Raw genomic sequence first — 23,077 nt, 5'->3', positions numbered from 1 at the left:
CGGCAAAGGCACGCTATCTCAAGGCAGTTCGGATCCCGCGCATCGCCCACTCCAGTGTCGCCCTCAGCAACATACTGCCAGTTGCCCAGGGCCGCTGCCGATCCAGCCCACGCCGCCCCATGCGCTGCGGCAAAAAGAACCTCCCAAACACCGACAACCCACTCCCGCGCATGACCCAGAAACACCCTCCCGCATACGTCGTATCGAAGCCATCCTCTGCCCGCAGCAGATAAAGCGCCGTCCCCGAACACATCGCCACATCGGCCTGCGCGTCGCGCGCCAGCAGACGCAGGCCGCGCAGATAAGACAACTCAAGCGTCTGGCGCAGATCGGGCAGCGCAAGCACGAGCGGCCGCGACAGGCGCAAGCGCTCCAGCACCCGCGGCAAGCCGTGCAGCCGCTCCCCTGCCCGCTCGCGATACCTGAGAAAAGCCTCTTTCAACTCCGCCACCGTCGCCCGGGCTGGACGCGGCAGCGGCTCGGGCCGGTCGCGCCAGCAGCGCATCCAGTGCGCCAGCGCCTGCTCGTGCTGGGCCGCCAGGCTGGCCGGGCTGTCGAACTCGAGGTCGAAGCGCGCGCCCGGCTGCAAGAACCGGATGAGGCCGCGCTGCGCTTCCAGCCGCGGCGCCTCCAGCACGCCCAGCGGTGTGCGGCGGCCGTGGTTGAGCCAGGCATTGTCGACGCGGCTGAAGCGGGCAAAGGACGCGACCGGCACGATCAGCCTTGGCCTGAAGGTCTCGGCCTGCAGCGCCAGGCGCTCGATGCCCTGCTCGGCCGCCGCTTCGCGCCGGGCGAAGTCGTCGGGATTGCCGCACCAGGCCATGTCGGCGAAGCCCGTCAACAACACATCGACGCGGTCATTGGCCTGGCGCAGGCGCTCGGCGGCGGCGCGGCAGGCGGCGTGGGTGGCGAGCGCGCGCTCGCCCAGGTGCAGCAGCGTGCGCCGGCCGCAGCGGACCAGGCAATACGAATCGCCTTCGCCGTTGGCAAACGCCGTCAGGCGCAGGTCGCGCGCCAGCGTGCGCGGCTGCCCGTCGGGGCACTCGGCCATGGCGAAGCGGTTGCGCCGCAGCTCACCGTGCAGGCGCCAGTCGCGGCCCTGGCGATACAGGAAGGTGGCGATGCCGCGGAATTCGGCGCGAAAGCGACGCAGGAAAGGCGCCGACAGGCGATCGGGCTGGGCGCGCGAACACCAGATAAACACCGGCAGGCCGCTCGCGTTCAGCTCGGCGATCAGCCTGGCGGTATTGGTGGAACGGTCGAGCAGGCTCCATGCGTCGTTCAGCACCGTGCCGTCCAGCCAGGGGTCGGCCAGCAGCAGCGCATGGTCGGTGCGCAGCAGGAAGCCGGCGTGGTTCAGGAAGGTGAAGGTCGGACTCGGCATGGCGGCATGGCGGGGGTAGGCTCGGCTTCAGCCTATCGCTACGCAGCGCGCCATCCATGAGGCACCGCAATCGTGTTGCGATGCCGTCCATGCCGGCTCAGACCGTAATGCCATTAAGTCAAGCTGCGGAGCTAACCGTCAAATACGTCGCCCCCGCGCAGGCGGGGACCCAAGTTCTGCAAACGTCGTCGAAACGCTTGCAAGATTGGGTCCCCACCTTCGTGGGGACGACGTTTTCACGCTAACTCAGGAAGACTTTCGCCTTACTTAACGCCATTAGACTCAGACCGGAATTGCCTCGAGCAAGAGCGCCTGCTCAAACCCGATCTTGAGCTTGTTGCTGGCCGCGCTCACTTCGCCCAGGTCGCGGTCTTCGACGTAATCGCGTACGCGGTAGCGGCCTTCCTTCAAGCCGCGCAGTTCGACCTGGCCCGACCACTCCTTCGCATAGAAAGCAAAGTACAGCCGGCCATCCTTTTCGACCGCATGGGTTTCCGGCTTGTCGAAGCCGATGTCGTACAGTTCCCCGCGATATTGGCCCTTGGGCAGCATCTTGTCCTTGTAGATGCCGATCCACTTGCGCCACTTCGCTTCCTTGACCGCCGTCAGCAGGTAGCTGTCCTTCGGCTTCGGGTCTTCGGGCCAGGTGAACTTGGTCGAGACCACCGCGCCGATGCCCACCGACGAGGCGAAATCGTCGCCGCCGTCGCTCAGTTCGACGTGGTCGCCGGCATAGGCCGCGGTCGGGCCCATCAGGGCTTTCAGGGTCTTGCCCTTGTGCCGCACCTGCCACGAGGACAGCGGGTCGGACGACGGCGCCTGGTTGGTGTAAGGCAGCGTATGGAAGGCATACGAGGTGCCGCAGGGGCAGAACTCGACCACCGCCTTCGGATTGATCTCGCGCGCGGTGTCGTACACCATCTTCCAGAAGTCCTGCAGCTTTTCGAAGGACTCTTCCGGACGCGCGTGATTGTGCGCCGGGTTGTGGCATGGCGCCACGCCGTTCAGGTGCTGGCCGTCGAGCTTCAGGCCCTCGTAGCCCCACTCGCCGATGATCTTGCGCACCAGCGCGCGGGTCTGTTCGATCACCGGCTCATAGGCCGGACACAGGGTCAGGGCGTTCCACCAGGTGACGAATTGCGGCGCGCCGTTCTCGTCCAGCAGCAGCTGGTCGGTATGCTGGTGCAGCAGGTCGGTGCCCGGATCGGCCGCCAGCGGCGCCAGCCACAGGCGCGCCTTCAGGCCGGCGCCGTGGATATCGTCCACCAGCTTCTTCATGTCTTCTTCGCCGCGCGCGAACTTCTTGCGGTCGATCTTCCAGTCGCCTTCGTTGGTTTGCCAGCCATCGTCCAGCACCGCCCATTCCAGGCCCAGTTCCTTGGCCTTGGCCAGGGTGCCGGTCATCAGGGGGATCGTGAAGTCGCGCTCATAGCCCCAGGCGCACCAGATCGGCTCGTACGATTCATCGCCCGCCTGCGGCGCCGCCAGGCCGCGCTCGGCCATCACCAGGCGGTAGCGGTCCAGGGCCGCGTAGTAGTCGCCCGTGTGCACGGTGACGAAGGTGTCCAGGGTGGTCAGCTCCTGGCCCGGTTGCAGCACCACGGCCTGCTCGAACTCGATCGCCAGCGCGGCGCCGGCCTTGACTTGCTGCACCGGCAGCGCCACCAGGCGCGGCACGGTGTCGAGATGGCCCACGGCGATGCCGTGCTCGGGCTGCCAGACGTCGGCCACCGGCGTGCCGCCGCCATAGTCGGACGAGTTCATGCCCATGAAGTTGCGCTGGTCGAAGCCATCCTTGAGCGGCTGCACCCAGTCGCGGCGGTCGGCGTGCGACGAACCCGAGAAGCTCCAGAAGCCGCGCCCTGGCGCGCGCTTGGCCGGCAGCAGCGTGTAGCCGCTGTTCGACCAGGCCTCGACCGGCAGCGCGGTCTGGCCATTGTTACGGTAGCTCACGCGCAGCAGGGCCAGGCCCGGGTGGCGTTCATAGAAGGTGACCAGCACGGTTTTTTCCACGCCGTCCTTCGACGCGCCGGTCAGGCGATGGCGCACGCCCGCGCCGTGCGGGCCGTCGACGCGGTCGACCGCCTGCGCGCCAAGCGCGAAGCTGTCGATCCAGCGCCCGCCCGTCACGCGCAGCCGTTCGCTGGCGTGAAAGCCCGTGACCGCGACCGTTGCGCCGCCCTGGCGCGCCAGCAGGCGGCTACGCATCTGGCCGTCGAATTCGAGTCCCAGGGCGGCGTCGCCGATGCGCGCCACGTTTTTACCCTGAGGCGCAGCCACCGCCACGCCGGCGCCCATGCCGCTAGCCACGGCCGATCCGGCCAGCCACTGCAACAGGGTGCGGCGACGCTCGCTATGCACTTCGGTCATCTTGTCTCCTTGCTTGTGAGGTACAACACAGCCGGCGCCGGCCGGCCGAGCCGCCCTACACCAGCACCACTTGCGCGCCGCGCGAACGCAGCGCCTCGACCATCTCCGCCGGCACGCCGGCATCGGTGATGATCTGGTCGATCTGTTCGATCGTCGCGATCATGGACAGGCTGCGCCGTCCGATCTTCGACGAGTCGCCCACCGCCACCACGCGGCGGGCGATGCCCAGCATGCGCGAATTCAGGCGCGCTTCGAGCAGGTGCGGCGTCATCACGCCGATCTCCGGATCCAGGCCGTCGAAGCCCAGGAACAGGATGTCGGCATGCAGGCCTTCCAGCCCCTGCTCGGCCTGCGGGCCGCCCAGCGAATACGAGCTGGGACGCAGCACCCCGCCGAGCATGATCAGGGTCACGTGCGGCGCGCCGGCCAGCAGCACGGCGATGTTCAGCGCATTGGTGATCACGTTCACCGACTGCAGCTTCAGGCCGCGGATCTGCTTGGCGATTTCGGCGGTCGTCGTGCCCGAGTCGAGCACGATGGTCTGCCCTTCCCCGATCAGCTTGACCGCTTCTTCCGCGATGCGGACCTTCTCGGCGCGGTGCAGCGACTGCTTGACGCCGATCGGCAAGTCCTCGTCGGCGCGCTGGGCCAGGGCCCCGCCGCGGGTGCGCACCACTGCGCCGATCTCGGCCAGCACGTTCAGGTCGGCGCGCACCGTCACCAGCGAGATGCCGAACATCTCCGACAGCTCGGCCACCGTTACCCGCCCGCGCTCGGCCACCATTTCGCGGATCTTGCGGCGCCGTTCGGCCACCAGCAGATCCTGATCGGGCAGCGCTTCCGGGGGCTTGCCTTCGCTACCGTTCGAAACTTTCGTTTCTGTTTTTTTTGCTTGCTTCATTTTCATCCATTCGCGCCGGTTCGCCGCCGCGGTTCCGTTATATACGTGATCGTTGCTTCATTAACGGATTGATGATACAGGATGAAAATGCAAGAAACGAAAGTTCAGACTATTTTTTACTCCCCTTCCCACTTACGTATGAAGACAGCATGATCATGCCTTCCAGGCGCCCGGGAACACGCGCTCGGCGTTCTGGCGGAACAGCTTGTCGGCCACCGCCTTCGGCAGCGCCAGGCCGCGCACCACGCCGTCCAGGTCCGGCGTGGTGAGTTCGTCGTCGGTATTGAAGTAGCGCCAGTCGCGCCGCCACACGCCATCCAGGTCGGTCACGAAGTCGGCCTGGCTCTGCGCCGCCGACTGGGCCAGGTCTGAGCCGTACATCAGGCGGTCCTGATAGGTGATGAAGAACTGCCGCACCCGCTCGCGGTCACGCTGCGACTGGTGCTGGATCTGGCCGATGCGCGCCGCGATGTCCACATTGGCCGTCGGATTGCGGTCCAAAAAGCGCGCCAGCTCGTCCACGTTCCACTCCAGCGAGGCCATGTGCACGCCGACGAAGCGCAGGCGCGGATGAGCGGCCAGCAGGCGGTCGCGCGCACCCATCTGGTCTTCGTAGCTCGGCATCTTCGGCTGCTTGTACATGTGGTACTGCGGGTGGTTCTTGAAGTATTCGCGATCGTTCTTGGTCGTCATCTTCTCGAGCGGCAGCCAGCAGTTGTGCGGCTCGCCCTGGTGCCCGACCAGCAGCACGTCGCGTTCTTCAAAAGCGTCGAACAGCGGCTTGATGCGGGCGTCGTCGACCATCACCAGCTTGCCCTGCGCATCGCGCTCGGACATGCCGATGTTCTTCCACACCTTCACGCCCACCGCGCCATCCTGCAGCGCCGCATCCAGCCGGTGCAGCGTCGCCGGGATCCAGGCCGGCTGCAGCAGGTTGTCCGCGCTGAAGCTGGCGATCCAGCCGACGGTGGCCGGATGCTCGTGGTGCAGCTTGCTGGCCACGCGCTGCTGCTGCTCCAGCGCCGGGAACACCGGATAGTCGACGTTGATCGTCAACGCGCGGAAATTGGCCTTGCGCGCCAATTCCAGGAACGGGCCCTGCTCGAGGCCGTGCAAGTGCAGGTGGGCGTCGATCTTGGCCACGCTCTCGTAATCCTGCATGGTGTAGCTGTCGGCGGCCAGCACGCCGAATGGCGCTGCCAGTGCGGCAAGGAGGATGGTGCAAAAGAGGCGCTTGTGCATATCGTTCTGCTGCATGTGTGCTCCTGTCTATCGGGTCTGCGAGGCGAGGCGCTCCAGCGCGGCCTCGCTCAATGGCTGCCCGGCGCTGCGGGCGGCGTACAAGGCGGCGCCGAGCACCGGCGCCAGCCGCGGCGTTTGCAGGCGATAGGGCCTGGCGCAGGCGGCCAGCGCCTGCGCGAATGGCGCGCGCAGCAGGCTGCCGTCGCCGAACAGGCCGCCCGTGTAGGACACCGGTAGCGACAGCTCTGGATCGACGTCGAGCCGGTCGCGCACCGCATCCACCATCGCGGCCAGCTCGCGCGCGGCATCGACGAAGATCGCGCGCGCCTGTTCGTCGCCCAGGGCCGTCGCCTCGGTCACCAGCCGCGCCAGCTGGGCGATGCGGCTGCGCTCGCCCCCGAGCTCGCCGTACACCACGGCGCACAGGTCGAGATCGTCCTCCAGCGCCAATCGCTCGCGCATCAGGCCGTACAGGGCGCCCCTGGGCGCGCGGCCGTCGCTCATGCGCGAGAACAGGGTCAGGCCGGCGCGCGCGATCCAGTGGGCCGAACCCTCGTCGCTGAACAGCTCTCCCCAGCCGCCGGCGCGCGCCTGGCGGCCTGCGACTTCGCCATAGGCCATCGAGCCGGTGCCGGCGATCACGCTGATGCCGTCCATGCAGGCCAGCGAACCGGCCCAGCTGCACACCATGTCATTGCCGCAGCGGGTGCGCTCGGGGCCGAAGATGGCGCCGGCCGCCGCATCGAGCTCGCGCTGGGCCGCGCGGTCCTCGCCATAGGCCGGCAGGCCGAAGAAAGCGTAGGTGACCGCGCCGCTATCGATGCCGGCCGTGGACAGAAGCGCCTGCACGCCGCGCTGCAGGGTCGCGGCCACTGCCGGCATGCCGGCGTCGACGTGGTAGGTGGCGCCATCTTCATGACGCGCCAGCACGCTGCCGTGCGCGTCGATCAGTGCGAACGCGGTCTTGGTGCCGCCGCCGTCAACGCCGAGGAACATGGGTGGCCTCGTGATCGACGGGAGAAGCAAATGGATAGATGGTCACGCCGCGCACCACGCGGTTGACGGTGCCGGACATGCTCGGCGTGTCCGGACGCACGCCCATCGACAACGAGCGCAGGAAGGCGAAGCACTGGCAGAACACGACGTAGGGCAGCGCCAGTTCAAGGTCTTGCACAGCGTCCGCTCCCGTGAACACGAAGGTATCGTCGTCAGGCGCCGCATCGCCCTGGGCGTCCAGGGCCAGCACGCGGCCGGCGCGGCGGTCGCCGCGCAGCTCCCGCAGCAGGTCGAGGTCGTAGCGGCGCGCCTGCGGATCGTTCGACAGCAGCACCACCACCAGGGTCCGGTCGTCGACGATGGTCTTGGGACCGTGGCGGAAGCCCAGCGGCGAATCGTGGAGCGCCACCACCTGGCCGTCGGTCAGCTCCAGCAGCTTGAGCGAGGCTTCGCGCGCCAGGCCGCGCAGCTCGTTGCTGCCCAGGTAGACCACGCGCTTGAAGTCCTGCGCCACCAGTTGGGTCAGCAGCGGCAGCGCGCGCGCGCCCACCTGGGTCGCCGCCGGCGCCACGCGGGCGCCGACGCCCGGCGCCAGCACCCGGAACGCCAGCGCCGCGGCCAGCAGCATCGAGGTGAAGCTGGTCGTCATCGCGAAGCCGCGGTCGTGGGTGGCGTCGGGCAGCAGGATCGCCAGCGCATTGGCGCGGTCCTGGGTCATGCGGTACAGCTGGCCCTCTTCATTGCAGGTAATCACCAGGTGGTAGACGTCGTCCACCAGCTGGTCGGCCAGCTGCACCGCCGCCACGCTTTCCGGGCTGCTGCCGGAACGGCCGAACGACACCACCAGGGTTGGCACGCCGCGCTGGAAATAGCGGTCCGGGCCCGACACCAGGTCGGTGGTCGGCACGGCCTCGGCGCGCCGGCCCTGGCGCAACAGGCCGGGCGCCAGGCACTCGCCGATGAAGGCCGAGGTGCCGGCGCCGGCCATCACGATGCGCAGCTCCGGGCGCGCCAGCAGCGGCGCCAGGAAGGCGTCGATCTGCGCGCGCTGCGCGCTCACCAGCGCATCGATCTGCGGCCACACGGCCGGCTGCTGCGCGATCTCGCGCGCCGTCACGCCGCCGCCCAGCGCATCGAGGCGGGCCAGATCCTGTCCAAATAATTCACTGCCGCCTTGCACGGCATCCTGTACTGCTTGCATGTTCACTGCTCCCTAGGTTCGGCGCCCGGCTGGCAGGCGCGCATATACTGGCGCAGCACGCGGGCTACCCCTTCTTTCAATAGCGCGAGCGGTGCGTTGCGCACCCGGCCCTCGCGCACGGCTTCGTAATGGAATGGCAGGTACTGGCTCAGCAAGGTGAGCGGCGCCGGCTGGCGTTCCAGGTTCGCGACCAGCGCCGCCTGCGCGGCCTGGATGCGCGGATGCGGCCAGTAGTAGCGGATCCGGTCACTGAGGCTGTACTGCTGGTCGAACAGCAGGCTGCCGGCGTCGTGGTAGTACTTGCGCCAGTAATCCGGCTCGGCGCGCATTACGTCCAGCACGACCTCCTTGAAGCCGCTCTTGCCTGCAACGTTCATCTCGGCTTCGATGTCGGCCAGCGCCCACAGCGTTTCGCGCAGCGCGAAGGTCAGGCCGGGGCCGACCTTCAATATGGCGAAGTGGTCGCGCACCAGCGCCTGCAGCAGGCCCGGCGTCTGGTAGTCGGTCGAGTGGGCCTCGAACACCATGGTCGGTTCGCCCTCGATGAAGCGGCTCAGCGCCTGCGCCTTTTCCGGGCGGTAGTCGATCACCTTGTGGTGATCGAACTCCACGCCCGGCTGCACCACCAGGCCGATCACGCGCGGCCACGCCGCCTCCAGGCCGGCCGCATTGAACGCAGCCCGGTGAGCGGCGATGGTCAGCACCGCCGCATCGGGCGTGGTCACGGCCAGTTCGGCCAGCTCTTCGTGGGCGCCGCCCGGCACCGGCACCTCGGTGCCGACGATATACACCGGCGCCTCGCCGCCCGCGCGCTGCCAGGCGCGCTCGGCCACCACGGCCAGGCGCGCGGCGCGTTCGGCCACGACTTCATCCGGCAGCGGCACCGGATCGCCCGCGCACGACATCGAGCAATCGAGGTGGATCTTGCGGAAACCGGCAGCGACATACTGGTCGATCAGCACCTCGGACTTGGCCATCGCGCTGGCGGCCGGCTCGCCCTGCCAGCAGTTCGGGCCCAGGTGGTCGCCCCCCAGCAGGATGCGTTCGCGTGGAAAGCCCACCTTGTCGGCGATGCCGAACGCGAAGTCGCGGAAGGCGGCGGGCGTCATCCCGGTATAGCCGCCATCCTGATTGACCTGGTTCGAGGTGGCTTCGATCAGCACCGGACCTTCGGCTTCCAGGCCGGTCTCGAAGGCGGCCTCGATCACCAGCGGGTGCGCCGAACACACTGAATGGATGCCTGCGGGCTGGCCCGCGTGATGGCGTTGGACGAGGTCGAGAAGCACTTGCATTGTGGTTGACTCCAGATAGAGAGACTTCAGGCGGCGCTCGGCTCATCGGGCTGCAGCGCCAGGAACAGCGCGGCCGCCAGCGAGAGGCCGATGCCGGCCAGTTTGAAACCGTTCGGCAGGGTCGCCGCCATCGCCACCGAAATGATGGTGGTCAGCAGCGGCGCGCCGGCATTGACCAGGGGCGACACCACCAGCGCCTTGCCATGTCGGAAGGCGTACACCAGGGTCAGCGCGCCGACCGCATTGAGCACCTGCGTGATCGCGGCCAGCCATGGGCCATCCAGGCCATAGTTGATCGGCTGCGAGAAGTCGGTCATGGCCAGCGCGACCGGAATGAAAGCAAGTGCGCTGAGGGCCATGTAGAAGAAGATGCTTTCGGCATCCATGATGGCGTTGGCGCGCTTGATGAAGTAGGCCTGCAGGCCCCAGGCCACCAGCACGCCCAGCGCCAGCACGAACCACCAGCCATAGGCCACGCCGCCCTGTTCCGGCGCGTAGTCGAACAGCGGCAGCGCGCACAGCGCCAGCACGATGCCGGCCACGCCCATGGCGCCGGTGCGTTCGCGCAGGAAGGCATACGACAGGGCGATCGTGATGACGGGTGACAGCGAGATGAGGGGGAAGATCAGGTAAGTGGGGCCTTCCTTGACCGCGTGGAACAGGATCATCTGTCCGCCCGCGCCCAGGAGGCCGATGGCCAGGCCATGGCAAATAGCCGGGCCGTCGCGCCGCACGCGCCAGCCAATGCGCGCCAGCGCGAACAGCGCCGGCGGAATCATGGTCAGCGCCCACACCACATACACCAGGGTCTCGGGAAAGCCGTTCTGCACCGGACGCCCGGCGAAGGCGCCCCACACGCCCCACAGCAGGGTGGTCACCAGGGCGTAGCCAAGCCAGTGGGTTTTCATCGTCGTCGTCCTCCTCAGGTTTCTTCGTTATAAGCAGATAGTAATGGAAGGCTTTCGAAATATCAAATAACTTTCGAAAACTTTCGATTTAACGCATAACCGTATGATTTTTGCGATGCAGCAGCGTAAGGAGAACACCTTCGCCAAATCCGGGGAAAACCCCTACAATGAGGTTGATGTAAGGAATCACTCTGCGGCAGGCCGTCGGTACCCGGATGGCGCCGCCCATTCGTCTCGGACCAGATCGACATGCCCCTGGAATCGTTGTTGTTTGCGCCCCCTGCCCTGCTGGGCCCTACCCTCGTGGCCGCCCTGCTGGGCCTCCTGGTCGGCAGCTTCCTGAACGTGGTCATCTACCGCATCCCCAAGATGATGCAGCGCGAGTCCGACAACTACGTGGCGCAGGAAAGCGGCAAGGAGCCGCCGCATACCGACCGCTTCAACCTGATGGTGCCGCGCTCGGCCTGCCCCTGCTGCGGCCACCAGATCACGGCCATCGAAAACATCCCGGTCGTCAGCTGGCTCGCCCTGGGCGGCAAGTGCCGCAAGTGCAAGACGCGCATCTCGGCGCGCTATCCGGCGATCGAACTGTTTACCGCCATCGTCTCGGGGCTGCTGGTGTGGACCTTCGGCAGCGGCGCGGCCGGCATGGGCAGCCTGCTGTTCGCCTGGCTGCTCATCGCGATGACCTTCATCGACTTCGATACCCAGCTGCTGCCGGACGACCTGACCTATCCGCTGCTGTGGGCGGGCCTGCTCATCAACATCAACGCCACCTTCGTGCCGCTGCAGGATGCCGTGATCGGCGCAGCCGCCGGCTACCTGGTGCTGTGGGCCGTGTATTGGGTATTCAAGCTCGCCACCGGCAAGGAGGGCATGGGATATGGCGACTTCAAGCTGCTGGCGGCGCTCGGCGCCTGGCTGGGCTGGACCGCCCTGCCGACCATCATCCTGCTGTCCTCGGTGGTGGGGGCGGTGGTCGGCATCAGCCTGATCGTGTTCGCCAAACGCGGACGCGACAAGCCGATTCCCTTTGGCCCCTACCTGGCGGCGGCCGGCCTGATCGCCATGCTGTATGGCGAGCAGCTGGGCCGTTTCAGCGCCGGCCTGCTGGGCGGCGCATGAACACGGTGCGCGGCGCGGCGTTCTCGGTTGGCCTCACCGGCGGCATCGGCTGCGGCAAGAGCACCGTGGCCGAGCTGTTTGCCGACCTGGGCGCCACGATCGTCGACACCGACGCCATCGCCCATTCCCTGACCGCCCCGCACGGCGCGGCGATGCCGGCCATCCTGGCCGAATTTGGACCCGACTTCGCCACGCCGGAGGGCGCCCTGGACCGCGCGCGCATGCGCAGCCTGGTGTTTGCCGATGCCGGGGCGCGCGGACGGCTGGAAGCGATCCTGCATCCGCGCATCCGCGACTCCACCGCGGCGGCGGCGGCCATCGCCACTGGCCCTTACGTGATCTATGCGGTGCCGCTGCTGATCGAATCGGGTACTTGGGCCGAGCGGGTGTCGCGCGTGCTGGCCGTGGACTGCTCGGAAGACACCCAGGTCGCGCGTGTCATGCAACGCAGCAGCCTGTCCGCCGACCAGGTGCGCGCCATCATGGCGACCCAGGTCACGCGAGCCCAGCGGCTAGCTGCGGCCGACGACGTGATCGACAACGACGATGGCCTGGAAGCCCTGTTCCCCCAGGTAAAACGCTTGCACGAGCGGTATCTGTCGTTGAGTATGTAACAAGATTGATGCAGTGTTTGTAATTTTGCTTCGTATGGTTCAGAATCACCAAGTTGCTCCCCAGCCTACATTCAGAGGAATGTCATTTTGATCGTCTACGAATACCCTTTCAACGAGAGGATTCGCACGTTGTTGCGGCTGGAGGACCTGTACGAGAAGTTCAAGTTCTTCGTGCAGCAGGAACACCCGATGCAGCACCATGTCGCCCTCGCGACGATCTTCGACATGCTGGAAGTGGCCGGCCGCGCCGACCTGAAATCGGACCTGCTGCAGGAACTCGAACGGCAGAAGCAATCGCTGCTGGCCTACCGCAGCAATCCCGCGGTCGCGGCCGACACGCTCGACGCCGTCCTGGCAGAACTCGACAAGGCCAGCAGCGCGCTGGTCACCAGCCAGGGCAAGACCGGCCAGAACGTGCGCGAAAACGAATGGCTGATGAGCATCCGCGGCCGCACCATCATCCCGGGCGGCGCCTGCGAATTCGACCTGCCCTCCTACTACGCCTGGCAAAAGCGCCCGGCCGAGCAGCGCCATGCCGACATCATGGGCTGGTTCGGGCCACTCGCCCCGCTGCTCGAGGCGCTGGCCCTGGTGCTGCGCCTGCTGCGCAATTCGGGCGCGCCGGTCAAGATGTTCGCCTCGGCGGGCAGCTATCAACAGATGTTACAGGGTAAAATCTACCAGATGCTGCGCTTGACCCTGGACGAATCGGCGGGAGCGATCCCCGAGATCTCGGCCAACAAGTACATGCTGTGGGTACGCTTCACCACCCAGGACGGCGATTGCAAGCCCAAGCCGCTGGAAGAAGACGTGCCGTTCGACCTGACCCTCTGCAATTTCTGATTTTTGATTGGTAGTACCGATGACCGTCGTAGCCTGCCCCACTTGCGGCAAACAAGTCGAATGGATCGACACGAACAAGTTCCGCCCGTTCTGCTCCGAGCGTTGCAAGAAGATCGACCTGGGCGCCTGGGCCGAAGAGAAATTCGTGATCCCCGGCGCTGCGCCGGCGGATCCACTCGACGAGACGCCACCCGAGCGCTGATTTACCACATACGTCGCTCTCGCGATCACCACATACGTCGTTCCCGCGAAGGCGGGAACCCAAGTCCTTCGCGCTGCCACTCCTTCAAACGACACCATAGCGCTGGCAAACTTGGGTTCCCGCCTGCGCGGGAACGACGTGCTTAGCGTATTGACCGACTTCGAGCTTAGCGGCTGATCCCCGCCGGCACCACCACCGGCTTGTTGCGCCGCCCATAGCGGTCCATGAACAGCCCTTCCAGCCCGATCTCGGGCTGGCGTCCCGACAGGATATCCGCCAGCACCCGCCCCGACCCGCACGACATGGTCCAGCCCAGCGTGCCGTGCCCCGTGTTCAGGAACAGGTTGCGATACGGCGTCGGCCCGATCACCGGCGTGCCGTCCGGCGTCATCGGCCGCAGCCCGCACCAGAACGAGGCCTGGCGCACGTCGCCGCCGTCGGGGAACAGGTTCGTCACCGAATGTTCGAGCGTATCGCGCCGCGCCTGGTGCAGGCGCAGGTCGTAGCCGCACAGCTCCGCCGTGCCGCCGACGCGGATGCGGTCGCCCAGGCGCGTGATCGCCACTTTATAGGTCTCGTCCATTACGGTCGATTCGGGCGCGCCCGATGCATCGGCGATCGGCACCGTGATCGAATAACCCTTCACCGGATAGACCGGGATGTGGATGCCGATCTGCCTGAGCATCAGCGGAGAGTAGCTGCCCAGCGCCAGCACGAAGGCCTCGGATTTCAGTTCGCCCTTGTCGGTGACGACGCCGGTCACGCGATCGCCCTCGACGTTCAGGCGTTCGATCTTGACCTCGTGCCGGAATTTGACGCCCAGGCCCTTGGCCAAGCCTGCCAGCGCCTGGGTGAACTTGAAGCAGTCGCCGGTCTCGTCGTTGGGCAGCAGCAGGCCGCCCAGGTAGTTCCCGGGCACGCGCGCGAGCGCCGGTTCGTACTGCGTGCAGCCTTGCCGGTCGAGCAGTTTATAGGGCACGCCGGAACGCTCCAGCACCTCGGTGTCGGTGTGCGCACCATCGAACTGCTTCTGGGTGCGGAACAGCTGCAGGGTGCCCTTGCTGCGCTCGTCGTAGGCGATGCCGGTATCAAGCCGCAGCTGGACCAGCACGTCGCGGCTGTACTCGGCCAGGCGCACCATGCGGCTCTTGTTGACCTGGTAGCTGCGGGTATTGCAGTTGGCCAGCATCTGCAGGATCCAACGCCACTGCTGCGGATCCATCCTCGGCCGGATCACCAGGGGGCTGTGCCGCATCGCCAGCCACCTGAGGGCCTTCATCGGCACGCCGGGGCCGGCCCATGGCGTGGCATAGCCGGGCGAGATCTCGCCGGCATTGCCGAAACTGGTCTCCATCCCGGCGCCCGGCTGGCGCTCGATCACGGTGACGTCATGCCCGGCCTTGGCCAGGAAATACGCCGATGCGGTTCCGATGACGCCACTGCCGAGGATGATGACCTTCACACGTTCTCCTTAAGATTGGCGGTCCGCTTAACGTTCTGAATATCGGACCCGGTCGAGCCATTCGAGCAGCGGGATGGTGGCCGGCAGCAGCGGGGAGACGCCGAAGGCTCCCTGCCAGGCGAAGGCCTGGCCTTCCAGGCTCTGCGGCTCCCCCAGCCACTCGCGGCAGATGTAGAAGTACAGGCGCACGTGGGCGTGTTCGTACACGTGCTCGACGCAGCACCAGGCCTCGCCGCTCACCACCTGCACGCCCAGTTCTTCCATGAACTCGCGCTGCAAGGCGGCGAAGATGGCTTCACCGGCTTCGACTTTCCCGCCCGGGAACTCCCAGTAGCCGGCATACGGTTTGCCGTCGGGACGCTGGCCGAGCAGGACGTCGCCGTCGGGCCGCATCAGGATGCCGACGGCGACGTCGACCGGTGGTTGGTTGGTATGCGTTTCAGTCATTCGATGATGCATCCGGCAGCTTGCCGGCATAGTCCTTCGCGAATTGCCAGGCCACGCGCCCCGAGCGCGAGCCGCGCTGCAGGGCCCACTGCAGGGCCTCCGGCCGCGCGGCCTCGATCTGTTGTTGCGTGCAACCGAAGTCGGCCAGCCAGTGGCCGACGATGTCCAGGTAGTCGTCCTGGCGGAACGGGTAGAACGACAGCCACAGGCCGAACCGCTCCGACAGCGAGATCTTCTCTTCGACCGTCTCGCCCGGGTGCAGGTCGCCATCCTCGCCATGGCGGTAGCTGGCGTTGTCCGACATTTTCTCGGGCATCAGGTGACGCCGGTTCGAGGTGGCGTAGATCAGCACATTGTCCGACTGCGCCGTGATGCTGCCGTCGAGCGCCACCTTCAGCGCCTTGTAGCCGGCTTCGCCTTCTTCGAACGACAGGTCGTCGCAAAAGACCACGAAGCGCTCGGGCCGGCCGGCGACCAGGTCGATGATGTCCGGCAGGTCGGCCAGGTCGGCCTTGTCGACCTCGATCAGGCGCAGGCCCTGGTCGGCGAAGGCGTTCAGGCAAGCCTTGATCAGAGACGACTTGCCGGTGCCGCGCGCGCCGGTGAGCAGCACGTTATTGGCGGGGCGGCGCGCCACGAACTGGCGCGTGTTCTGCTCGATCTGACGTTTTTGCGCCGCGACGTGGTGCAGGTCTTCGAGCTTGATGGTCGAGGCATGCAGCACTGGCTGCAGGTAGTTGCCGCCCCCATGGAGGGCGCCAACTGAGCGCCGGCGCCAGCGGAAGGCGAAGCTGCGCTTCCAGTCCGGCTCGCGCGCGGTGGCCGGCGGCAGCACCGCCTCCAGGCGCTCGAGCAGGCCTTCGGCGCGGCGCAGAAACTGATCCAGCGGCGTCATCGATCAGGAACGGTAGTCAGCGTTGATCGAGACGTAGTCGTGCGACAGGTCGCAGGTCCAGACGGTGGCCGTGGCGTCGCCGCGGGCCAGCTTGACGCGCACCGTGATCTCGGATTGCTTCATCACGCGCTGGCCGTCTTCTTCCTTGTAATCCGGATTGCGGCCGCCCGCCTTCGCTACCCAGACGTCGTCCAGGTAGAGGTCGAGCTTGGTCACGTCGAGGTCGTCGACGCCGGCGTAGCCGACCGCGGCCAGGATGCGGCCCAGGTTCGGGTCGGACGCGAAGAAGGCGGTCTTGACCAGCGGCGAGTGGGCGATCGCGTAGGCGATCTTGCGGCACTCCGCCACGTCATTGCCTTCGTCGACCGTGATGGTCATGAACTTGGTCGCGCCTTCGCCGTCGCGGATGATCTGCTGCGCCAGGTTGCGCGAGATGTCGGTGACGGCATCCTTGAGCGCTTCGTAGTCGGCGCCGCTGGCAGCGTCGATCGACAGGCCGCCGGTGCCGGTGGCGATCACGATGAAGGAATCGTTGGTCGAGGTGTCGCCATCGATGGTGATCGCGTTGAACGAGTGGTCGGCCGCGTGCTTGACCAGTTCGTCCAGCACCGGCTGGGCGACCCTGGCGTCGATCGCCAGGTAGCCGAGCATGGTCGCCATATTCGGCTTGATCATGCCGGCGCCCTTGCTGATGCCGGTCATCGTCACGGCGTGGCCGCCGATGGTGACGGTGCGCGAGGCGGCCTTCGGCTGGGTGTCGGTGGTCATGATCGCCTCGGCGGCGTTAAACCAGTTGTCCGCCTTCAGGCTCGTGGCGGCGGCAGGCAGTCCGGCCAGCAGCTTGGGCATCGGCAGCTGTTCCAGGATCACGCCGGTCGAAAATGGCAGCACCTGGCCGGCCTCGAGGCCCAGTAACTTGGCCACTTCGGCGCAGGTGGCATTGGCATTGGCCAGGCCCTGCTCGCCGGTGCCGGCATTGGCGTTACCCGTATTGACCACCAGCGCGCGGATCGGCGCACCGCCGTGCTTCACGGCCTCGAGGTTGGCCTTGCTCACCTGCACCGGCGCCGCGCAGAAGCGGTTCAGGGTGAACACGCCGGAGACGGTCGCGCCTTCGGCCAGCTTCATGATCAGGATGTCCTTGCGGTTCGGCTTCTTGATGCCGGCTTCGGCAAAGCCGATCTCGACACCGTTGACGGGCTTCAGGTCGGCGGCGACTGGCAGGGGGGAATTGACGGCCATGGTGATCTCGTTGGAAAAATTGTCGAATTCGTTATTGTAACGCCAGCGACCTGGCGATGCTGCGAGGTTTCTGCCGCACATCAATGTGCGCAGATGCCATTAGGAAAAATATGGGCTGGCACCCACAGGAAAGACCGCGATGCCGACCGAATCGAATGCCACCGCCCGGCGCCTCTACGAGATTTTCGACGACGCCGCGCGCGAGTTCGACGTGCCGCGCGCGCTGCTCGAAGCTGTCGCCTGGGCCGAGACGCGCTGGCTTCCACCATCGCCGCAGACCGAATCGCACCATGGCATGCCGCTGTCCCACGGCATCATGGGCTTGCGCGACGATCCGCACTTCGGCCGCTCGCTGCGCCTGGCCGCCGCCCTGCTCGGCATGCCGTCGCGCCAGCTGGCGCTCGATACGCCCAGCAATATCCGCGGCGGGGCTGCCCTGCTCTCCCTGTATGGCCCGGGACTGGACCGGACATCGCCGCTGGAAGCCTGGGAAGCTGCGCTGGCGCGCCTGGCCGGCATCGCCGGGCGCGACATCGCGCAGATCCACACCTACGACATCTATATGGCGATCCGCCAAGGACGCCAGGGCATGGACTTCGCGGTGACGCAGCATCCGGTCGACCTGGCGCGCATCTATGGCCAGGCGCGGCTCGACGTGCTGTCGGCGCGCGTGCTGACGCTGGCCGACTATCCTGACGAGCTATGGCTGCCGGCCGCGAGCTGCAATTATGCTGGCCGCACGCTGGCGGTCAGCCACGTAACCATCCACACGATCCAGGGCTCGTATGCGGGCGCCATCTCATGGTTCCGCAACTGCAGCGCCGGCGTGAGCGCCCACTACCTGGTGCGGTCCTCCGACGGCCAGGTCACGCAGATGGTGAGGGAAAGCGACAAGGCCTGGCATGCGGGCAGCGCCAACGGCCACACGGTCGGGATCGAGCACGAAGGCTTTGTCGAGCAGCCGGACGCCTGGTATTCAGAGGCGATGCTATTGGCCTCGAGCGGCGTGGCGCGCGCCATTCTGGCCGCGCGCAACATTACGCCGCGGGTGTACGACGGCAGCCGTGGCTGGAACGCGGTGCTGGCGGAGGCCGATTACAACGTGAAGGGGCATGTGAACCATGCCGGACAGACGCATACCGATCCGGGCGCGGGCTGGGATTGGGAGCGCTACAGGCGGATGGTGATGGACGAATGAAAACGGCCGGGTCGCCCCGGCCGTTTCGCATGCTCGCTAGTGACTGATTACGCCAGCTTGCCGTGGCACTGCTTGAACTTCTTGCCGCTGCCGCAAGGGCATGGATCGTTGCGGCCGACCTTCACGCCCATATAGCTGCTGTGGTCTTCGGCCGATACGGCCTCGCCTTCGCCGCTGCGGTTCGGGTTCGGATTGAGCAGTTCTTCCGGCGCCGCCGACGGGTTGAAGTCGGCGTGCTGGTAGTTGACGTTTTCCAGCTGCGCCGCCTGGGCCGCCATCGCCGCCTCGGCCGCCTCGACTTCTTCGCGCGACTGGATGCGCACGGTCATCACGGTGCGGATCACTTCGTTCTTGATCAGGTCCAGCATGCTGCTGAACAGCTGGAACGCTTCGCGCTTGTATTCCTGCTTCGGGTTCTTCTGCGCATAGCCGCGCAGGTGGATGCCCTGGCGCAGGTGGTCCAGCGCCGCGAGGTGTTCGCGCCAGTGGGTGTCCACGCTCTGCAGCATGACGTTGCGCTCGAAGCCGCCGAACGATTCCTTGCCCACCACGCCGATCTTGGTGGCGTAGGCCGCATCGGCCGCGGCCAGTACGCGCTCGAGGATGTCGTCGTCGTTCAGGTTCGGTTCGTCCTGCAGCATCTGCTGCAGCGGCACATCCAGGCTCCATTCGGACGACAGCGTGGTTTCCAGCGTCTTGACATCCCACTGTTCCTCGACCGATTCGGCCGGCACGTAGTCGCGCACCAGGTCGGTGAACACGCCCACGCGCAGCGAGTTGATCATCTCGCTGATGTCGGTCGACTCCAAGAGTTCGTTACGCTGGGTGTAGATCACCTTGCGCTGGTCGTTGGCGACGTCGTCGTACTCGAGCAGCTGCTTGCGGATGTCGAAGTTGCGGGCTTCGACCTTGCGCTGGGCCGACTCGATCGAGCGCGACACGATGCCCGCCTCGATCGGTTCGCCTTCCGGCATCTTGAGGCGGTCCATGATGGCGCGCACGCGGTCGCCGGCGAAGATGCGCAGCAGCGCGTCGTCCAGGCACAGGTAGAAGCGCGAGGAACCCGGGTCACCCTGGCGGCCCGAACGGCCGCGCAGCTGGTTGTCGACCCGGCGCGATTCGTGGCGCTCGGTGCCGATGATGTGCAGGCCGCCGGCATTGACCACGTGGTCGTGCAGCGATTGCCATTCGTCGCGCAGTTTCTGCGACTGGGTCGCCTTGTCGGCATCCGACAGGTTGGCGTCGGCTTCGATCAGCTGGATCTGCTTGCCGACATTGCCGCCCAGGACGATGTCGGTACCGCGACCGGCCATATTGGTGGCGATCGTGATCATCTTCGGCCGGCCGGCCTGGGCGATGATCTCGGCTTCGCGAGCGTGCTGTTTCGCGTTCAGGACATTGTGCTGCAGGCCGGCCTTGGTCAGGATCCCGGACAGCATCTCGGAGTTCTCGATCGAGGTGGTGCCGACCAGTACCGGCTGGCCGCGCTCGTAGCAATCGCGGATGTCGTTGACCATCGCGTTGTACTTCTCGTCCGAGGTCTTGTAAACCTGGTCCTGGCGGTCCTTGCGCTGCGATGGGCGGTTCGGCGGCACGACCACGGTTTCCAGGCTGTAGATATCCTGGAATTCGAAGGCTTCGGTGTCGGCCGTACCGGTCATGCCCGCCAGCTTGGCGTACATGCGGAAGTAGTTCTGGAAGGTGATCGAGGCCAGGGTCTGGTTCTCGTTCTGGATGCGCACGCCTTCTTTCGCCTCCACCGCCTGGTGCAGGCCATCCGACCAGCGGCGGCCCGTCATCAGGCGGCCGGTGAATTCGTCGACGATCACGACTTCGTTGTTCTGCACCACGTAGTGCTGATCCTTGTGGTACAGGACGTGGGCGCGCAGCGCCGCGTACAGGTGGTGGATCAGGGTGATGTTGGCGGCGTCGTAGAGCGACGCGCCTTCGGGCAACAGGCCCATCTCGGTCAGGATCGCTTCGGCATGCTCGTGACCCGATTCGGTCAGCAGCACGGTGTGCGCCTTCTCGTCCTTCAGGTAGTCGCCCGGGACTTCGATCTTGCCCTTGCCGTCCGGGGTTTCTTCACCGATCTGCTGGGTCAGCTTGAGCGGGACTTCGTTCAGGCGGTGGTACAGGTCGGTGTGGTTCTCGGCCTGGCCCGAAATGATCAGCGGGGTGCGCGCCTCGTCGATCAGGATCGAGTCGACCTCGTCGACCACGGAGAAATTCAGGCTGCGCTGCACGCGTTCGCGCGCGTCGTAGACCATATTATCGCGCAGGTAGTCGAAGCCGAATTCGTTATTGGTGCCGTAGGTGATGTCGGAACCGTAGGCCTTCTGCTTGCTGTCGTGGTCGAGCTGCGACAGGTTGACGCCGGTGGACAGGCCCAGCCAGCCGTACAGCTGACCCATCTGGTCCGCATCGCGCTGGGCCAGGTAGTCATTGACGGTAATGACGTGCACGCCCTTGCCCGACAGACCGTTCAGGTAGACCGGCAGGGTCGCCATCAGGGTTTTACCCTCACCGGTGCCCATCTCTGCGATCTTGCCTTGGTGCAGGACCATGCCGCCAATCAGCTGCACGTCGAAGTGGCGCATCTTGAGGACGCGCTTGGCCGCTTCGCGGCAGACGGCGAAGGCCTCTGGCAGGATGTCGTCCAGGGTCTGGCCCTTGGCGAGGCGATCCTTGAATTCAGGCGTCTTGGCTTGCAGCTCGGTATCCGAAAGCTGCTCCATTTGTGGCTCGAGCGCGTTGATCTGACGCACGGTCTTTTGGTACTGCTTGAGCAGACGCGAGTTACGGCTGCCGAAAATCTGGGTCAGGAATGACATGCTGTGTTCTAGAAAAATACGCCGCAAAGAGAAGCCAAGATGATATCAAAGCGATAAGCACCAAAGACCGCGTTAGGCAAATAACCACTGATTTTATCATGCGATCCGGCCACACTTGGGGATCGTAGGCAGGATAACAAGTCCTGCCGAGCCAGAAAAGTTATCAAACTGGCTTCGATGGCGCTCCCGCGGCAGCCGATCCGCCACCCGGTCCGCCCAAAGCGCGGGCGCTGTGGTATGTTCCAAGCATGCAGCAATCTCCTCCCAAGCGTCCCTTCCATATTTTCGGGACCAGCACCCGGCAGACCTCGCACGCCGCCACCGACTTCTTGCGCGCCAACGACCGCATGGCCAGCCTGCTGCCGGCCGTCGGCCGCATGGCGCGCCTGCAGGCCGACTGCGCCACGGCGCTGCCGGCGATCTTTCATAACTGCGACGTGCTTTCGTTCCAGGAGGGCGTCCTGACCCTGGCCGTGCCCAGCTCGGCGCTGGCGGCCCGCCTCAAGCAGCTGATGCCGAAGCTGCAGACCACCCTGCTGCAGAAGGGCTGGCAGGTGGAATCGACCAAGATCAAGCTGCAGGTGACGCGCGCCCTGCCCGACCGGCCCGAGATGCGCACGCTCGAACTGCCGCCGCGCGCGGTGCAGGCGTTCGAGGAACTGGCGGAATCGCTGCCGGATACGCAGCAGAATCGGGATCTGGTGGCGGCGATCAAGGCGCTGGCGGCGAAGCGGAGGTAATGGTGTTGTTGGGGAAACTTGGGTCCCCGCCTTCGCGGGGAGTCGTTGCTGCCAGTGGCAGGAACGACGGTTTTATGGCTGGTGGCAAGTCGATACGTTGGCGTCCGACCCGAACTTTCGCACGTCGTTCCCGCGCAGGCGGGAACCCAAGTTTTCAGAACAGCCAATAACCTGAAGACGGCCAACGTACGATCAGCTCTGCGCCCACTCCCGCGTCATCTGCCGCACATACGACGGCGGCGCCGTGCCCAGGTCCTCGAAGGTAACGATCTCATACGAATCCGGCTGGGCCAGCAGTGCGCGCAGCAGCTCGTTGTTGAGCGCGTGGCCCGATTTGTGCGCGGTATAGCTGGCCAGCAGCGGATGGCCGACCAGGTACAGGTCGCCGATCGCGTCCAGGATCTTGTGGCGCACGAACTCGTCCTCGTAGCGCAGGCCGTCGGTGTTCAGGATGCGGTATTCGTCCATCACGATCGCATTCTCGAACGAGCCGCCGCGCGCCAGGCCCATGCCGCGCAGGCTCTCGACGTCTTGCATGAAGCCGAAGGTGCGGGCACGCGCCACGTCGCGCACATAGGTGATGTCGCCGAAATCGACGGTGGCGCGCTGCATGGTGCCGTCCACCGCCGGGTGGTTGAATTCGATGAAGAAGTCGAGCTTGTAGCCGTTGTGCGGCGACAGGCGGGCCCATTTCTCGTTGGCGCCGCTGCCCTGGCGCACTTCGACGTCCTTGAGCACGCGGATGAACTTGCGCAGTGGCGCTTGCTCTTCGACGCCGGCCTGCTGCAGCAGGAACACGAAGGACGATGCCGAACCGTCCATGATCGGGATTTCCTCGGCCGTGACGTCGATGAACAGGTTGTCGATCCCCAGTCCGGCGCAGGCCGACATCACGTGCTCGACGGTCGAGACGCGGGCGTCGTCCTTGATCAGCACCGAGGCCATGCGGGTATCGCCCACCACGTGGGCGGAGCTCGGGATGGCCACGATCGGGTCCATGTCGACGCGGCGGAACACGATGCCGGTATCGGGCGCGGCCGGGCGCAGGGTCAGCTCGACCTTGCGGCCGGAGTGCAGGCCGACACCCGTGGTGCGGACCAGTTCCTTGATGGTTCGTTGTTTCAGCATGGGCCGATTATAGCCCAGCGTTTACATGCTTGCCGCCGCCTCCCCCGATTGGC

20 protein-coding genes are annotated in these 23,077 nt (G+C 66.0%); 6 read left to right on the top strand and 14 right to left on the bottom strand.

Annotated features, from left to right (window positions below; all coding sequences use genetic code 11):
• Positions 1-13: 13 nt before the first annotated feature.
• From SOM61_RS04005 to SOM61_RS03970, 8 genes are all read right to left on the bottom strand, one after another.
• Positions 14-1,384, bottom strand: a complete 1,371-nt coding sequence (locus SOM61_RS04005; RefSeq protein WP_320472894.1) for a hypothetical protein — start codon at positions 1,382-1,384, stop codon at positions 14-16.
• Between the two features lie 282 nt (positions 1,385-1,666).
• Positions 1,667-3,754: a glycoside hydrolase family 36 protein gene (locus SOM61_RS04000; RefSeq protein WP_320472893.1), complete on the bottom strand. Its 2,088-nt coding sequence runs from the start codon at positions 3,752-3,754 to the stop codon at positions 1,667-1,669.
• Positions 3,755-3,809: 55 nt separating this feature from the next.
• Positions 3,810-4,655, bottom strand: coding sequence for a DeoR/GlpR family DNA-binding transcription regulator (locus tag SOM61_RS03995; protein WP_320472892.1), 846 nt, complete (start codon positions 4,653-4,655; stop codon positions 3,810-3,812).
• Between the two features lie 153 nt (positions 4,656-4,808).
• Positions 4,809-5,912: an amidohydrolase family protein gene (locus tag SOM61_RS03990; protein ID WP_320472891.1), complete on the bottom strand. Its 1,104-nt coding sequence runs from the start codon at positions 5,910-5,912 to the stop codon at positions 4,809-4,811.
• 12 nt (positions 5,913-5,924) lie between these two features.
• Entirely contained in the window at positions 5,925-6,893 is a 969-nt protein-coding gene (locus SOM61_RS03985; RefSeq protein WP_320472890.1) for an N-acetylglucosamine kinase, read from the bottom strand.
• Positions 6,877-8,094: an SIS domain-containing protein gene (locus SOM61_RS03980; RefSeq protein ID WP_320472889.1), complete on the bottom strand. Its 1,218-nt coding sequence runs from the start codon at positions 8,092-8,094 to the stop codon at positions 6,877-6,879. Before SOM61_RS03980 ends, SOM61_RS03985 begins: the two co-directional genes overlap by 17 nt.
• A gap of 2 nt (positions 8,095-8,096) precedes the next feature.
• Positions 8,097-9,386, bottom strand: coding sequence for a D-tagatose-bisphosphate aldolase, class II, non-catalytic subunit (locus SOM61_RS03975; RefSeq protein WP_320472888.1), 1,290 nt, complete (start codon positions 9,384-9,386; stop codon positions 8,097-8,099).
• Positions 9,387-9,412: 26 nt separating this feature from the next.
• The gene (locus SOM61_RS03970; RefSeq protein ID WP_320472887.1) at positions 9,413-10,294 is read right to left on the bottom strand and encodes a DMT family transporter; all 882 of its coding nucleotides are present in this window, start codon (positions 10,292-10,294) and stop codon (positions 9,413-9,415) included.
• Positions 10,295-10,543: 249 nt separating this feature from the next.
• On the opposite strand from SOM61_RS03970, the gene SOM61_RS03965 reads away from it, so the two are divergent.
• The 4 genes from SOM61_RS03965 (at position 10,544) to SOM61_RS03950 (ending at position 13,078) form a co-directional block, all read left to right on the top strand.
• Entirely contained in the window at positions 10,544-11,419 is an 876-nt protein-coding gene (locus SOM61_RS03965; protein ID WP_320472886.1) for a prepilin peptidase, read from the top strand.
• Positions 11,416-12,033 (top strand): dephospho-CoA kinase, encoded by a 618-nt coding sequence (coaE, locus tag SOM61_RS03960; protein WP_320472885.1) that lies wholly within the window; start codon positions 11,416-11,418, stop codon positions 12,031-12,033. The genes SOM61_RS03965 and coaE overlap by 4 nt, the downstream gene beginning before the upstream one ends.
• An 87-nt stretch (positions 12,034-12,120) precedes the next feature.
• Entirely contained in the window at positions 12,121-12,876 is a 756-nt protein-coding gene (gene zapD / locus SOM61_RS03955; protein ID WP_320472884.1) for a cell division protein ZapD, read from the top strand.
• Positions 12,877-12,895: 19 nt separating this feature from the next.
• Positions 12,896-13,078: a DNA gyrase inhibitor YacG gene (locus tag SOM61_RS03950; protein WP_320472883.1), complete on the top strand. Its 183-nt coding sequence runs from the start codon at positions 12,896-12,898 to the stop codon at positions 13,076-13,078.
• Between the two features lie 166 nt (positions 13,079-13,244).
• Here SOM61_RS03950 and SOM61_RS03945 read toward each other — a convergent pair whose 3' ends face one another.
• From SOM61_RS03945 to argJ, 4 genes are read right to left on the bottom strand one after another with little or no spacing between them, the layout of a single operon-like run.
• Positions 13,245-14,540 (bottom strand): D-amino acid dehydrogenase, encoded by a 1,296-nt coding sequence (locus SOM61_RS03945; RefSeq protein ID WP_320472882.1) that lies wholly within the window; start codon positions 14,538-14,540, stop codon positions 13,245-13,247.
• 27 nt (positions 14,541-14,567) lie between these two features.
• Positions 14,568-14,987 (bottom strand): NUDIX domain-containing protein, encoded by a 420-nt coding sequence (locus tag SOM61_RS03940; protein WP_320472881.1) that lies wholly within the window; start codon positions 14,985-14,987, stop codon positions 14,568-14,570.
• Positions 14,980-15,882 carry an ATP-binding protein gene (locus SOM61_RS03935; protein ID WP_320472880.1) on the bottom strand — a complete coding sequence of 301 codons (903 nt, stop codon included), beginning with the start codon at positions 15,880-15,882 and terminating at the stop codon, positions 14,980-14,982. Before SOM61_RS03935 ends, SOM61_RS03940 begins: the two co-directional genes overlap by 8 nt.
• Before the next feature lie 3 nt (positions 15,883-15,885).
• Positions 15,886-17,124: a bifunctional glutamate N-acetyltransferase/amino-acid acetyltransferase ArgJ gene (gene argJ / locus SOM61_RS03930; protein WP_320472879.1), complete on the bottom strand. Its 1,239-nt coding sequence runs from the start codon at positions 17,122-17,124 to the stop codon at positions 15,886-15,888.
• A gap of 139 nt (positions 17,125-17,263) precedes the next feature.
• On the opposite strand from argJ, the gene SOM61_RS03925 reads away from it, so the two are divergent.
• Positions 17,264-18,322, top strand: coding sequence for an N-acetylmuramoyl-L-alanine amidase (locus SOM61_RS03925; protein ID WP_320472878.1), 1,059 nt, complete (start codon positions 17,264-17,266; stop codon positions 18,320-18,322).
• Between the two features lie 47 nt (positions 18,323-18,369).
• On the opposite strand, the gene secA is transcribed toward SOM61_RS03925, so the two are convergent.
• The gene (gene secA, locus SOM61_RS03920; RefSeq protein WP_320472877.1) at positions 18,370-21,156 is read right to left on the bottom strand and encodes a preprotein translocase subunit SecA; all 2,787 of its coding nucleotides are present in this window, start codon (positions 21,154-21,156) and stop codon (positions 18,370-18,372) included.
• A gap of 248 nt (positions 21,157-21,404) precedes the next feature.
• Between secA and SOM61_RS03915 the strand changes: the two genes are divergently transcribed.
• Complete coding sequence (locus SOM61_RS03915) at positions 21,405-21,896, top strand: DciA family protein (RefSeq protein WP_320472876.1); 492 nt, start codon at positions 21,405-21,407, stop codon at positions 21,894-21,896.
• Between the two features lie 192 nt (positions 21,897-22,088).
• On the opposite strand, the gene lpxC is transcribed toward SOM61_RS03915, so the two are convergent.
• Positions 22,089-23,024, bottom strand: coding sequence for a UDP-3-O-acyl-N-acetylglucosamine deacetylase (gene lpxC, locus SOM61_RS03910; RefSeq protein WP_320472875.1), 936 nt, complete (start codon positions 23,022-23,024; stop codon positions 22,089-22,091).
• Between the last annotated feature and the right edge of the window lie 53 nt (positions 23,025-23,077).

Source organism: Massilia sp. CFBP9012 (genome assembly GCF_034045115.1).
In the GTDB taxonomy this organism is placed as follows: Bacteria; Pseudomonadota; Gammaproteobacteria; order Burkholderiales; family Burkholderiaceae_D; genus Telluria.
The sequence above is the reverse complement of the archived record's forward strand: the minus strand, read 5'-3'. Positions and strand labels throughout refer to the sequence as shown.

Bases quoted from the DNA above. Each gene is read 5' to 3' on its own strand.
- coaE (WP_320472885.1), top strand. From the start codon at position 11,416: ATGAACACGGTGCGCGGCGCGGCGTTCTCGGTTGGCCTCACCGGCGGC.
- SOM61_RS03950 (WP_320472883.1), top strand. From the start codon at position 12,896: ATGACCGTCGTAGCCTGCCCCACTTGCGGCAAACAAGTCGAATGGATC.
- SOM61_RS03975 (WP_320472888.1), bottom strand. From the start codon at position 9,386: ATGCAAGTGCTTCTCGACCTCGTCCAACGCCATCACGCGGGCCAGCCC.
- SOM61_RS03985 (WP_320472890.1), bottom strand. From the start codon at position 6,893: ATGTTCCTCGGCGTTGACGGCGGCGGCACCAAGACCGCGTTCGCACTG.
- SOM61_RS04000 (WP_320472893.1), bottom strand. From the start codon at position 3,754: ATGACCGAAGTGCATAGCGAGCGTCGCCGCACCCTGTTGCAGTGGCTG.
- argJ (WP_320472879.1), bottom strand. From the start codon at position 17,124: ATGGCCGTCAATTCCCCCCTGCCAGTCGCCGCCGACCTGAAGCCCGTC.
- SOM61_RS03995 (WP_320472892.1), bottom strand. From the start codon at position 4,655: ATGAAGCAAGCAAAAAAAACAGAAACGAAAGTTTCGAACGGTAGCGAA.
- SOM61_RS03970 (WP_320472887.1), bottom strand. From the start codon at position 10,294: ATGAAAACCCACTGGCTTGGCTACGCCCTGGTGACCACCCTGCTGTGG.
- SOM61_RS03915 (WP_320472876.1), top strand. From the start codon at position 21,405: ATGCAGCAATCTCCTCCCAAGCGTCCCTTCCATATTTTCGGGACCAGC.
- secA (WP_320472877.1), bottom strand. From the start codon at position 21,156: ATGTCATTCCTGACCCAGATTTTCGGCAGCCGTAACTCGCGTCTGCTC.
- SOM61_RS03925 (WP_320472878.1), top strand. From the start codon at position 17,264: ATGCCGACCGAATCGAATGCCACCGCCCGGCGCCTCTACGAGATTTTC.
- SOM61_RS03935 (WP_320472880.1), bottom strand. From the start codon at position 15,882: ATGACGCCGCTGGATCAGTTTCTGCGCCGCGCCGAAGGCCTGCTCGAG.
- lpxC (WP_320472875.1), bottom strand. From the start codon at position 23,024: ATGCTGAAACAACGAACCATCAAGGAACTGGTCCGCACCACGGGTGTC.
- SOM61_RS04005 (WP_320472894.1), bottom strand. From the start codon at position 1,384: ATGCCGAGTCCGACCTTCACCTTCCTGAACCACGCCGGCTTCCTGCTG.
- SOM61_RS03980 (WP_320472889.1), bottom strand. From the start codon at position 8,094: ATGCAAGCAGTACAGGATGCCGTGCAAGGCGGCAGTGAATTATTTGGA.
- SOM61_RS03965 (WP_320472886.1), top strand. From the start codon at position 10,544: ATGCCCCTGGAATCGTTGTTGTTTGCGCCCCCTGCCCTGCTGGGCCCT.
- SOM61_RS03990 (WP_320472891.1), bottom strand. From the start codon at position 5,912: ATGCAGCAGAACGATATGCACAAGCGCCTCTTTTGCACCATCCTCCTT.
- SOM61_RS03940 (WP_320472881.1), bottom strand. From the start codon at position 14,987: ATGACTGAAACGCATACCAACCAACCACCGGTCGACGTCGCCGTCGGC.